The sequence below is a fragment of the Pirellulales bacterium genome (genome assembly GCA_019636345.1).
Lineage (GTDB): Bacteria > Planctomycetota > Planctomycetia > Pirellulales > Lacipirellulaceae.
Map to the genome: position 1 here is coordinate 697,344 of JAHBXQ010000003.1, position 12,473 is coordinate 709,816.

General features: G+C 66.4%; 9 protein-coding genes and 1 pseudogene. 4 read left to right on the top strand and 6 right to left on the bottom strand.

All coding sequences use genetic code 11. The annotated features are described in order from the left end of the window. Nucleotides 1-93 precede the first annotated feature (93 nt). Nucleotides 94-1,269 (bottom strand): annotated as a pseudogene (locus tag KF688_10580) (beta-lactamase family protein). Then, nucleotides 1,266-2,804, bottom strand: coding sequence for a sodium/solute symporter (locus KF688_10585; protein ID MBX3426115.1), 1,539 nt, complete (start codon nucleotides 2,802-2,804; stop codon nucleotides 1,266-1,268). Before KF688_10585 ends, KF688_10580 begins: the two are co-directional and overlap by 4 nt. 204 nt (nucleotides 2,805-3,008) lie before the next feature. Here KF688_10585 and murQ point away from each other — a divergent pair, with 204 nt between their 5' ends. Then, complete coding sequence (gene murQ, locus KF688_10590; GenBank protein ID MBX3426116.1) at nucleotides 3,009-3,923, top strand: N-acetylmuramic acid 6-phosphate etherase; 915 nt, start codon at nucleotides 3,009-3,011, stop codon at nucleotides 3,921-3,923. Next, a complete protein-coding gene (locus tag KF688_10595; GenBank protein MBX3426117.1) occupies nucleotides 3,920-4,894 on the top strand; it encodes a hypothetical protein in 975 nt (324 codons plus the stop codon). The genes murQ and KF688_10595 overlap by 4 nt, the downstream gene beginning before the upstream one ends. Nucleotides 4,895-5,002: 108 nt before the next feature. Here the strand turns inward: KF688_10595 and KF688_10600 are convergent, their stop codons facing one another. Continuing rightward, on the bottom strand, nucleotides 5,003-6,076 hold the full coding sequence (locus KF688_10600) for an anhydro-N-acetylmuramic acid kinase (protein MBX3426118.1): 1,074 nt from the start codon (nucleotides 6,074-6,076) through the stop codon (nucleotides 5,003-5,005). A 236-nt stretch (nucleotides 6,077-6,312) separates the two neighbouring features. Between KF688_10600 and KF688_10605 the strand changes: the two genes are divergently transcribed. Beyond that, complete coding sequence (locus KF688_10605; protein ID MBX3426119.1) at nucleotides 6,313-7,479, top strand: XylR family transcriptional regulator; 1,167 nt, start codon at nucleotides 6,313-6,315, stop codon at nucleotides 7,477-7,479. 339 nt (nucleotides 7,480-7,818) lie between these two features. Then, the gene (locus tag KF688_10610) at nucleotides 7,819-8,319 is read left to right on the top strand and encodes an EF-hand domain-containing protein (GenBank protein MBX3426120.1); all 501 of its coding nucleotides are present in this window, start codon (nucleotides 7,819-7,821) and stop codon (nucleotides 8,317-8,319) included. Between the two features lie 312 nt (nucleotides 8,320-8,631). Here KF688_10610 and KF688_10615 read toward each other — a convergent pair whose 3' ends face one another. The 3 genes from KF688_10615 to KF688_10625 all read right to left on the bottom strand — a co-directional run bounded on the left by KF688_10615 (nucleotide 8,632) and on the right by KF688_10625 (nucleotide 12,357). Continuing rightward, a complete protein-coding gene (locus KF688_10615) occupies nucleotides 8,632-9,717 on the bottom strand; it encodes a DUF1559 domain-containing protein (GenBank protein MBX3426121.1) in 1,086 nt (361 codons plus the stop codon). Between the two features lie 300 nt (nucleotides 9,718-10,017). Next, entirely contained in the window at nucleotides 10,018-10,983 is a 966-nt protein-coding gene (locus tag KF688_10620) for a PEP-CTERM sorting domain-containing protein (GenBank protein ID MBX3426122.1), read from the bottom strand. Nucleotides 10,984-11,079: 96 nt separating this feature from the next. Next, nucleotides 11,080-12,357, bottom strand: a complete 1,278-nt coding sequence (locus KF688_10625) for a PEP-CTERM sorting domain-containing protein (GenBank protein ID MBX3426123.1) — start codon at nucleotides 12,355-12,357, stop codon at nucleotides 11,080-11,082. Nucleotides 12,358-12,473 lie beyond the last annotated feature (116 nt).

The following is a 12,473-nucleotide window of genomic DNA, read 5'->3' on the forward strand; positions in this document are numbered from 1 at the left end:
GGGGCGCTGCGCGCCCTCGGCGGCGCGCAGGCGCTGCGGGCGCGCAGCTTGGCGGACGATTCCGTGCGGATTGGGTCCGTTCAGCGCTGCTGCGGCGATCGTGCCGATGCGGCCGGCCAGACCGTTCACGTTCCCCTTGCCGTCGGGATGAACGCGATTGGACAGGAAGATCACGAACAGGTCGAGTTCCGGATCGATCCACAACGCCGTCCCGGTGAAGCCGCCGTGGCCGAACGCCCGCGGGCTGAACAGCTCGCCCCGATTGGTCGAGTACCCGCTGGCGGAGTCCCAGGCGAGGGCCCGCTTCGGACCCGACACGCTGCGCGGGCGGATCATCTCAAGCGCCGTCGCGTGGCTGAGCGGGCGAGGAGGCGCCGAGGGATCGCGGCACGCTCGCAACATCGCGTCGCACATGATCGCCAGATCGGCGGCCGTCGAGAACAACCCCGCGTGCCCCGCGACGCCCCCCAGCAGGTGCGCCCGCGGGTCGTGGACCTCGCCTTGCATCCATCGGTCCTCGCGCCGCTCGGCGGGGGCGGCGCGGGCGCGCAGTTCCGGCGGCGGCAGGAAGCCGGTCTCGCGCATTCCCAGCGGTTCGTAGACGTGCTGCCGTGCGAATTCGTCGATCGATTGCCCGCTTACGCGCCGGACAAGTTCGCCCAGCACCTCGAAGTTTACGTCGCTGTACACGAACGCTGTCCCCGGAGGCTTCTGCGGGACGAGCGCAAAGATCCGCCGCCACGCCTCGTCGACGCCGTGTTCGTAGTCGCCCAGCGGATTGTCGGGAATCAACCCGCTGTGATGGATCAAGAGCTGCTCGACCGTGATCTGCTCCTTCCCTCCTGCGGCGAACTCGGGGACGTGTTCGGCCACGGGGTCGCGCAGTCGCACGCGCCCTTGTTCGACCAGTTTCATCACGCTCAGCCCCGTGGCGAGCGGCTTGGTGAGCGACGCGAGGTCGAACACCGTGTCGACGGTCATCGGCTCCGGCTCGGGGCGGAGCCGCCGCTGGCCGTAGGCGTGCAGCCAGGCGACGCCGCCGGTGCGGCCGATCGCCACGACGCATCCCGGGAGCTTCTGTTCGGCGATCGCCGCCTCGACGATCGGCGCGATCGCGTGGAAGCGGCTGCCGTCGAAGCCGAGGTCCTCGGGGGTCGCGGTCGGCAGGGCTGCGTTCGCGACGGCGGCGTAGTTGATCGCGGCAAGCGCTGCGACGGCCAGTCTGACAGCGGCGCGAGGGCGACGACTTCGTGGGCGGATGAGGATCATGATCGATCGGGTCCTGTCACAGGTTGCACGCGGGCGCGCTCCGCGAGCGGCCCTTCCCCCCATTGGCGAAACACGCCGATGGCAAACGTTGCGAGCGCCCCGATCGCGGCGTACCAGGGCCAATACACGTCGGTCGTCCGGGCAATCCAGGCCAGCACGACGATCCCCGTCACGTAACCGACCAGGGCCGGTCGCTGCTGCACGCGCGGCGCGAGCGCAGCGAGCATGTACAAACCCAGAGTCGGGCCCATGGCGAACGCGGCGATCATCAGCACGCTGTTCACGACGCTGGTCGTGGCGCCAAGTTCATTGGCCAGAATCGCCCCGCCGACCTGCACGGCGCCGAACACGGCCGTGGCGAACTTCCCCAGCGCGAGTTGGCGTTCGGGGAGAGCGTCGCGGTAGAGCTGCACCGGGAGCAAGTCGTTCACCAGCGCCGTCGCCGACGAATTGAGCGAACTGGACAACGTCGACATCGCCGCGGCGAACACCGCCGCCAACGTGAGTCCCGTCAGTCCTTGAGGCAGGTGGTTCACGATGAAACTGGCGAACGCCCGATCGTTGTCCGCGGCGCCGAACGGCGTCGGCGGCGGGTAGGTCGCATAGAAGCACGCCAGCGCGATACCGATGATCAAGAACAATGCGAACTGGGCGCACACCACCAGCCCGCTGGCGACGAGCGCCGTGGTTGCGCTTCGCTGATTGCGAGCCGACAGCAGGCGCTGCACAGTCAGTTGGTCTGTGCCGTGCGTGGCGGCAGTCAGAAATCCGCCGCCGACCACCCCGGCCCAGAAGGTCATGCTCCCGCCGAGCAGCGTGGGGGTGAAATCGAGCACTTGCAGCCGCCCGGTCGTCCGACCGAACTCCCACAACTGTCCCCAGCCCTCGGGAAGTCGGTGGACGATCACGCCCAACGCGGCCGCGGCGCCGGCGACGTAGACGACGAACTGCAGGCAGTCGTTCCATACGACCGACTTCACGCCGCCGAAGTAAGTGTAAGCGATCGTCACGGCGCCGATCAGAAGCACGCAGATCGCAAACGGCATCCCGACCGCCTCGCGCAGCACGAGCGCGGTCAGATACAGTCGCAGGGCGTCGCTGACGTTGCGGGTGACGAGAAACAGCGCCGCAGCGAACCGCCGCGTCGGCCGGCCGAACCGGCCTTGCAGCACTTCGTACGCGGTGAACAATTCGCCGCGAAAGTAGAGCGGCAGCAACACGACGGCCGCGACGATGCGCCCCACGATGTAGCCGAAGGTGATCTGCAGGAACGTCATGTCCCCCTTGGCCGCGAACGTCAGCCCCGGGATGCTGAGGAACGTCACGGTGCTCGTCTCGGTGGCGACGATCGACAGCAGGATGGTCCAGGTCGGCAGCGAACGTCCGCCGAGAAAGTAATCGGCCGTCGTCTTGTGACCGCGTCCCGCCCAGACGCCCAGCCCGATGATGGCCGCCAGGTACGCCAGCACGACCCCCGCGTCCACGGGGGGGATCGGCGCGTTCCAGCGGTCGGCGACGGCGGCGAGAACCGGCATGAGTTGGTCGCGAGGGAGCTTCCCCGAGGGGATTTGCTGCAAGAGTCGGTCGTCAAGAAAACGGCGACGAGAACGAACGCCTTTTCAGGCAGTTCTCCGCAGTATAGCCGGCACGCCGCCGACGCGGACTCGACCCGCGCAAGGATTCCGCTTTTTTGCGCATGCAAGTTAGGAACGTTCGCGCTTCGTTACTAGAATCAAATCATGCTCGAAAAACTGACCACCGAAGCTCGCAATCCCGCGTCGGAAGATCTCGATCGTCTCGACTCGTTGGGACTCGTGCGACTCATCAATTCCGAAGACGCGAAGATCGCCGCGGCCGTCGCCGCCGAAGAAGTCGCCATCGCCAAAGCGATCGATCTTGTCGCGCATCGCTTGGCCAGCGGCGGTCGATTGATTTACGTCGGCGCGGGCACGTCGGGGCGGCTGGGCGTGCTCGACGCGGCCGAGTGTCCTCCCACGTTCAACACCGACCCTGCGCAAATCATCGGTCTCATCGCCGGCGGCGAACAAGCCATGTTCCGCGCCGTCGAGGGAGCCGAAGACTCGCCCGAACTGGCCGCCGAGGACCTGCGCACTCTTGGACTCTGCAGCAACGACGTCCTCGTGGGAATCGCCACCAGCGGTCGCACGCCGTACGTCATCGGCGCCATGGACTACGCCCGCAGCCAGGGGGCGAGCACGATCGGCCTGACCTGCAATCGCGACGCGCTGCTCAACTCGCGGAGCGACGTGGCGATCACCCCCGTCGTCGGCCCCGAGGTGCTCAGCGGCTCGACCCGCATGAAGGCCGGCACGGCGACGAAGATGGTGCTCAACATGATCACCACCGGCGCCATGGTGCAGCTGGGCAAGACCTTCGGCAACCTGATGGTCGACATGCGGGCGTCGAACTCGAAGCTGATGGACCGCACCAAGCGGATCGTTTGCCACACGACCCGCATCTCGCCCGACGAGGCCGAGACGCTGCTCCGCCGCAGCGGCGGGGAGCTCAAGACCGCGATCGTCGTGCAGCGACTGGGCGTTTCGCCCGAGGAAGCCCGCCGCCGACTCGCTGAGGCCAAGGGGCAATTGCGGGCGGCGCTCGAGCTGCCGATGGTCGAGGCCGCCCGGCAATGACGACCTCCCAGCCCGTACCGGGGGCCGCGACGTCGTCGACCCAGTTCGTGCTCGGCGTCGACGGCGGGGGAACCAAGACCGCGGCGTTGCTGGCCCGGGTCGCGTCGGACGGCACGCACGAGATTCTCGGCAGCGGCGTCGCCGGTCCTTCAAACCCGCTGGCGGCCGGCGTCGCGACGGCACGCGGCAATCTGGCCGAGGCCGCCGCCGAGGCGTGGCGCACCGCGGGGCTGGACCCTCGTCCCGCCGATGCAGCCGTGTTCGCCGTTGCGGGTACCGGGCGCCCCGAGATGGCCGCCCAGATGCAGACGGCGGTCGAGGAGGACGCGATCGCCCGTCGCGCACAGTTCATCCACGACGCCGACGCGGTGCTCGCCGCGGGAACGCCCGCGGGGTGGGGCGTCGCCCTCATCGCGGGGACCGGTTCGTCGGCCGTCGGCGTCTCGCCGCAGGGGGAGCGGTTCGTGTGCGGCGGTTGGGGCTACCGCTACGGCGACGAGGGGAGCGGCTACTGGCTGGGGCGCGAGGCGCTGGCCGCCGTCGCCCAGGCCGACGACGGGCGCGCGGCGCCGACGCTCCTCGCCGAACTGATTCTCGCCAAGTTCGCCTGCACCGAACCGCGGGCGATCCTGGCTGCGCTCGTGGCGACCGGCGACGAGCGTGCGGCGATCGCGAGCGTGAGCCCGCTGGTGGCTGAGGCGGCTTTCCGCGGCGACGCTGCCGCGACCCGACTCTTGGGGCGGGCGAGCGATCACTTGGCGCAACTGGTCGTCGCAGCGGCAACGCGGTTGGAGTTGCCGCAGGGATACCCGCTGGCTCTGGCAGGCGGCGTGTTGTGCCGGTGCGACGCGGTGCGCCAGGGAACCGTCGATCGGCTGGCGGAGGCGAGCCCCGCGCCGGGAATCGTCCGCACCGCGCCCGACCCTGCCGCCGGATGCATCCTCCTCGCCGCCAAACAACTCGCCCTGTAACGCCCCCTGGCGGTCTGTTGAAGAAGGGGACAGGCCCGCTCGCGGCTTGCTGCCGGCGGGGGATTTGTCGGCATTGGTCCGCGGCCCCTGGCGTCCCCTGCGGGGAAATCATCCGAACCGCACCGCGGTCCCCCCGGTGCGCGGTTTGTCGCAGCCGGTCGTCTCGGGGATGGTCAGCGGCAGTTGCAGTTGATGCCGCACCGCGAGCCAAGCGAAGCATTCCGCTTCGAGCGTGTCGGGGTTCAGCCCGAATTCGCTGACGGTGCGAACCTGTCCGAAGCGGTCGGCGAGCATCCGCATCAGCACCGGATGATGGACTCCGCCGCCGGTGACCCAGGTCCGCACGGGCATCTGCGGCAGTTTCTGCACGGCGCGGTAGATCGCTTCGACGGTGACTGCACACAACGTCGCGGCTCCGTCCTCGACTCCCAGGTGCGAGACGTCCACGTGGTCGAAGTCGAACCGGTCGGCGCTCTTGGGGAGCGGCTGTTGAAAGAAGGGAGTCGCCAGAGCCGCTTCCAGGGTCTCTTCGTCCACTTCGCCCGCCAGGGCGAGGTGGCCGTCGCGGTCGTGCGGCATGTCGGCCATGGTTTGGGCCCACTCGTCGATGAGCCCGCACCCGGGGCCCGAGTCGCCGGCGATGATCTCGTTCTGCTCGCCCAGCCAGGTCACGTTGGCGACGCCTCCCAGGTTGAGCACAAGCGTGGGCCGCTTCTCCTTGCTGAACAGCGCCCGGTGGAACATGGCCACCAGCGGCGCCCCTTGGCCCCCCGCGGCGATGTCGCAGCGACGAAAGTCGTTGACCACCGGCAGGTCCAACTCCCGTGACAGCGTCCACGGGTTGCCGATCTGCAGCGTCAGTCGCTGCGCCGGCACGTGCCGCACCGTGTGGCCGTGGAAGCCCACGATCTTCACCTTGGCGGCCGCCTTGGGCTGCGAGGCCAGCAGCTCCTTCACGGCCCGAACATGCAGCGCGGTTATCTCGGCCTCGATCCGCAGCAGCTCGACCAGCGGGACGTCGTATTGCGACGCCTCGAGCAGCCGCAACCGCAGTTCCTCCTCGTACGGCAGGGTCAACCCGCCGAGAAAGCCGATCTGGTTTTCGCCGTCGGTGTCCAGCAGAGCGGCGTCGACGCCGTCGCCCGAGGTTCCGCTCATCAACCCGACTGCGATGGTTGCCATGACGATTTGATCCGTACAGGAGGCGAGCGACGCGGAGGTCCCGGCGGCGAGCCCCGCCGGCCGGGGGGCCAAGGTAGCTTAGTATGCACCGCTCCGGGGGGAAGAAACGATTGCGAGGTTATCTCTCGATTATGCGCAGACGAACCGGATTCCGTAAGCTACACTGAGAGTCGGAGTCGCTTTTGCGCAAGCTCGCGATCCGACCTTCGATCAGTCCCCTCTCAGGGCCTGCCAGCATGAGCGGAATCAATTACCTGCGACGCGTCGCCGTGCTCGTCGAGACCGACGACAGTTGGGGCTGCAGCGTCATTCGGGGCATCTACGATTATTCCCAAAATCAGGGGAATTGGAACCTGCTGATCGGGCCCAGCGATCACGATCAGCGCCCCTCGCTCCCCGAACGGTGGGCCGGCGACGGGGTCATCGCGCGGCTTGCCACCCGGTTGCAGGTCGACCAGGTCCTCGGCCGCGGGCTGCCGGTCGTCAACGTCGACACGCTGTTCGACGGTCAGGCGGGCGTGGCCGACGTCGTCACCGACGATCGCGCCCGGGCTCAGCAGGCGTTCGACCACTTCCGCGAACGGGGGTTCGAGAACTTCGCTTACTTCGCCCCGCCGAACATCCGCTACTCGAGCCGCCGCGGCGACGAGTTCGAACGGATCGTCCGCGAGTCGAATCGCCAGTGCCACGTCTACAAGCCGGGCTACCGCAACGATCGCAAGATCAGTTGGACCGAACAGCAGCGGCGCGTGACGCGGTGGCTGGCGTCGCTGCCGCGGCCGACGGCGATCTTTGCGGTCGACGCCCAGCGCGGGCGGCAGTTGGCCGAGATCTGTCAGATGACCGCCGTGCGGGTCCCCGACGACGTGGCGATCCTCGCCGGCGACACCGACGACCTGATGTGCGAAGTCTGCACGCCGCCGCTTTCCAGCGTGGCGGTCGCCGGGCGGCGGATCGGGTACGAGGCGGCCGCGGCGCTCGACCGGATGATGCACGGCGAACCGGCCCCGGCCCGCCCGCTGAAGATCCCCCCCAACGGCGTCATCGCCCGGCAGAGCACCGACATCCTGGCGATCGACGACGACACGGTCGTCCGCGCGCTGCGGTTCATCCAGTCGCATGCGTTCCGCGACATCGTGGTGAAGGACATCCTCCGCGAGCTGCCGATCTCGCGCCGCAGCCTCGAAATCCAGTTCCGCAAGTATTTGGGCCGCTCCCCCGCCGAGGAGATTCGCCGGGTCCGACTCGAGAAGGGGCGCGAGCTGCTGGCGAACACCGACATGTCGATCGGCGAGATCGCCACCGCCAGCGGCTTCGCCAACGGCACCCGGTTCGGCGTGGCCTTCCGCAAGAAGTACGGCATGGCCCCCCTGGCGTTCCGCAAGACGGTCAGCCGGCCGTGAGGGGGGCATCGCGCCCGAGACCGTTGGCACGCTTCCGACGCGCAGCGGCCCCGCGATCCCGCGCACGGGCAATTGAATCAGGTTGCACGCAACTGTGCGATCGCTAGACTCGACTGAGTCGTCTGTTGGCGGCGCTTGCTTCGGATCATTCCCCAGCGGAGAACGAATATGCGAAGTCGATCTTGTCCTCACCTGCAGGCGAGCGGTCTTGCGCATTGCGGCGCTTGGAATTCGTCGCGCCTAGGCGTCGGAATAGTCGCAGTGGCCTTGGGCTGCAGCAGTGGTCCGAGCGCCGTCACCCCTCCGTCGATCAACCCCGACGGAGCCGCCGCTGCAGCGATGAAGCAGTACGACGCCGATGGCGACGGATTCATTGCGGGGAGCGAACTTGACGCGGCCGTCTCACTCAAGGCTGCGATGGCCACGCTCGACGTTGACAAGGACGGCAAGGTGAGCGAAGGAGAAATCGCCGAGCGCATTCGGTCATGGCAAGTCAACAAGATCGGGCTCACCGGCGTCACCTGTAAGGTGACGCTAGATGGCAAGGCCTTGTCAGGGCTGAAGGTGGATTTCATCCCCGAGGAGTTTCTCGGCGGCAATCTGATCGCCGCAGAGGGTGAGACGTCGCCGATCGGAATGGCGATCGTCAGCATTCTCAAGGAGAAACGGCCCGATCCTACGTGGCCGACGGGAGTGCAGTACGGGTTCTATCGGGTCCAGGTCTCCGGCCCGGGGGTACCTGCTCGCTACTCGTCCCAGGCAGTGTTAGGTCAGCAAGTTGCCCCGGACGATCCCGCAATTCTGAGCCAGAACATGCAATTCAAGCTCACCTCCAAGTAGTCGGCGAGCGGCAGCGGGACGACCGTTGCCTACGACTTACGCGGCTCGGCCACCGATTGCGGAGAAAGCTAGGTCGTATCGTGGGGCTGCGGGCTGGTGCAAACTCTCCGCAATGCAGTGCGGATTCGATACGCTCCGTTCCGCGCCGCTGCGATAGAGGGCCCCTCGTCGCGTGAGGCATCCAATTCTGCAGACTGAACCGAGGACGCATGCAAGCGTCATGCCGCTTAGATAGATTGCGGTCTATCCTTGAGCATCGTCCGTGGGAAGCGCCGGTCGGCCCACGCGCTTGGATCGCAGTCCAGGCGCTCGTTAAGGGATCTGCACGGCATTGCCGTCCAACCGGTTTGCCAGATTGGCGTGCGTGACGTGATCGATGTCGTACGAGATCGTGTGTACCGACCCGTCGCAGAAAACCATGTTAAACGCACCCGGATGGGCGCTTCCGAACTTCACTTCCGGGAACGGCACCACGCCCGGGCGATCGCCCTCGGGCTGCGCGGCTTCGATGGCAGCCGCCGAGGAACCGGCGAATCGCTGGCTCCACGCGCCTCGATGATTGTCCCATTCGTATCCGGAGTACATCGACTGATTCTCGCCCCAACTGAAGCCTTGACTTCCGGATCCTCCGGCGGTCGACTCATAGGCGTCAGTCGCCAGAAACTTCTCGCCGACCATATAGGTGTTGGACGTCCCGTCTTCGATTCGTTGCAGGCCGATTTCGCTGCGGTAGTAGCTGACGCCCGTTTGGAAGTACTCGCTGTTGGGGTCTTCGCAACGGGCCTCAAAGGCGCCGAATTGCGGCGGGGTCCGCGTGTTCGTCAGGTCGTTGTAAGAATCGGGAGCCCAGAAGTTCACGCCGGCAAAACTTTGTGCGGCGGTGTGATACGCGTTTCCGGCATTGGCGGCATAGTCGGTTTTGGAAATACCGCTATCACGGGCCAGGGCTTGAACTTTGGTCTGAATCGGGGTCGGGCGAATGCTCGGCCAGTTGGCAGGGTAGGTTTTTGCGGGGCGCCGCGAGGGGCAGTGATAGGTCGCAACGGGCGAGCCATGGAGCAAGACCATTGCATCGGCGTAAGCCGCAGTGGTCCAGTCCAGCCCCTTGCCGAGATCACGGAGATTCTGAAGTTCGATGTATGACAGAATGTTGTACGTCCAGGCGCCAGGTTGATCCTTGCCGTAACCGCGGTTAGGGTCGCCGGTCCAATTGCCGCTCCAACCGCCGGTGGGGAAGTGCTTATTGGAACTCTCGTGATTGATCCACCCGAGTCCGATCTGCTTCATGTTGTTCTGGCACTGCGCTCGGCGAGCCGCCTCGCGGGCGGCTTGGATCGCCGGCAACAGCAGCGCGACCAGGACGCCGATGATCGCGATGACCACCAGCAGTTCCACCAAAGTGAAGGCTCCGCGAAGAGCCCTGGGCGAAGCAGGTCGGCAAGAGTGCGTCGTCGATTTCAAGCTGCCACTCCTTGTACGGTCGGGGCGCTCGCGGAAAGCGTCGCGAGCGGTGCATTCGCCTACATCTTGTATTGTGCCGGGGCGAGCGGAATCCGTAAATGCGCACGAGCGCAGAAGTCCGTTGCTTGTGCGCAGGATTTGTCGGACTAGTTACGGAAAACCGGCCCGGCAGACTCGTTGCCTGCCGGGCCGGGACGTTGCGTCGAATCAGGCAGAAGCCGTCGTCGCGGCACGCCGCTACGCGCGACGACGACGAATCGCCCCCAAGGCGGCGATCGCCAGTCCGCTCAGGACGACCGTGCTCGGCTCGGGGATCTGGGTGACGGTCACGTTGTCGATCAGCGTCACGTTCAGCAGCGTGTCGTTCGGGTCGTTCGACGAACCGGCGTTGGTGTCGGAGTGGCCGAACAAAATGTTGCCGCCGCCGAGGGTCAGCCCCGCCATCGGGACCACGGCGATCGGCAGGCCGTCGACGGTCCAGGTCGCGTTTCCGCCGCTGACTTCGATGACGACTCGTCGCCACGTGAAGCTGATTTCGCCCGGGTCGGTCGAACCGGTTTGGCCCGGGAACAGGGCGACTTGAGCGGCGGGCGCTGAGTTGGAGGGGAACGCCGTTTGGTAGTACGCGTTCGACTCGTTGATGGCGCCGCCGGGCGCCTGATAGACGGCGTTGCCGGACGCGTAGGAAGTCGGGGCCGCCGAGCTGTACGCCCGATAGTCCGATGCGCTTCCGCCGTCGAGGGTCGCGGCAAAGGCGACGCTTTCTTTGACCGCGGCGCCGGCCCAGAAAGGGACGGTCCCCGCGGTGCCGATGCCGAAGGTCGACAGTTGCGTGGTGCCGTTGCCGCCGGGGCCCACCGGGCCGACGTAGTTCTGCCACAGGTCGAACTCGACCCGGTACTGGCCGGCGAAAGATTGCCCGGTCGGCGAAACGCTAAACCCGCTGAAGACGCCGCCGGTATTGTTGGCGGTCATCTTGAGCCCGCGGGTCGAGGCGCCCCCAGGGGCTGCGGGGACGCCGATCGCCGAGTAGTCGTAGTGGAAATCGACCAGAATGTCCGACAGGGCCGGGTCGTTCACCGTCCAGTTGGCCGTGTCGTCGACGTCAAAGTCTTGAGTATACAAGACGGTCGCCCGGCCGGTCGCGGCCAGGGAGACCGCCAGCGCCGCGGCGCCGACGGAGGTCAGAAGGGATCGTTTCATGAGGCAGGTCCTTTCGAATCAATGGGGCAGGACAAAGCGGCAGAGGACGAAGAAGAAATGAGGCGGAGGGACGCGTGACTCCCTCCGCCCGAGCGTTTACTTGCGGCGACGAACGGCGGACAAGCCGGCCAAGGCGAGGCCCGCGAGGACGACCGAGGCCGGTTCCGGCACGGCGGCGACGACGGCTGCGGCGTTCGGATTCGTGCCGTACTGGGCTGTCCAGACGGCCAGATCGGCGGCGTTGACGTTGCCGTCACCGGTGGCGTCGCCGTCCGTACGATCGGCGGTGCCGTCGGAGATGCCGTTGTTGCGTTGCCAGACGAGGAAGTCGGAGCCGTCGACCAGATCGTTCGGCACGAAGTCGGCGTTGTCGGCAGCCGCCGAGAGGGCTTCCACGACGATGTTGTCGAACAGCGTGAACTGGACGTGCTTGAAATTCGGGTCGGTAGAAAGCCCAGCGTTGATGTCACCCTGACCGAACAGGATGTTCGTGCCGCCGGTCGGTACGGCTATGTTGGTGATGTCGACGGAGATCAGGTCGATGCCGCTGACAGTCCACGTGATAAGGTTGCCGACCTTCGAGATCTGCACTTCATGCCACTCGAAGCCAAGGGTTCCGGCGGCAGTGGTTCCGTACTGCGTGTCGCCCAGGGGGTCGCCGTCGATTACGGCCGCGGTTTGAGCCGCGGGGACCGTGGCGCCGCCAAAGTTGTCGGCGTAGAGCGCGGCCGTGTTGTTTCGGCTTCCTGCGAAGTACGTTGCGTGCATGTCGATGTCTTCATTCGGCGCCAGGGGCGGAATCTGATAGCTGATAAGCCGCTCCACGGAGTAAGCCCGGTAGTCGGCCCCGGAACCGCCGTCAGGAGTCGCCGCGAAGAAGACGCCGTCGCCGGCGCCGGCGTAATTCGCCACATTGCCCGAGGACATGATTCCCATGATCGACAGCGTCGAGGAACCGTTCGCGCCGCTGGCGACGCCTCCTGTTCCCCCGCCTGGATTGGCGGCGTCGAAGGCTCCGATGTAGTTGGCCCACATGTCGAACTTCACGACATAGTCGCCCGTAAAGCTTTGCCCGGTGGGCGAGACGGAGAAGCCGCCGAAGACCCCGACGTTGTCCATCAACGGACCAAAGATGTTGGCGGCCAAGCGCATGCCCCGGGTCGAACCGCTCGAGTTCGGCGCCGAGGGGATTCCCACCGTGCTGTAGTCGAAGAAGAAGTCGGCGTATTCGTCGGTCGGGCCGTCGTTGACGGTCCAGTTGGCCGTGTCGTCCGCGTCGAAGTCTTGCGAGTACAGGATTTGGGCTTCGACAGGGGCGACCAAAGCAATCGCCAGAATGAGCGTGAACGCCCTAAACGCAAACTTCAAGACCATTGTTTCTTCCCTTGTTGACAGACAGAGGCGCGTGGGAACGGTGCGGCGATGACGCACGGGCGCGAAGAGACAAGGTCGGATGGCCGGCCCGGTCGCTTCACACGAACCGCCGCCAT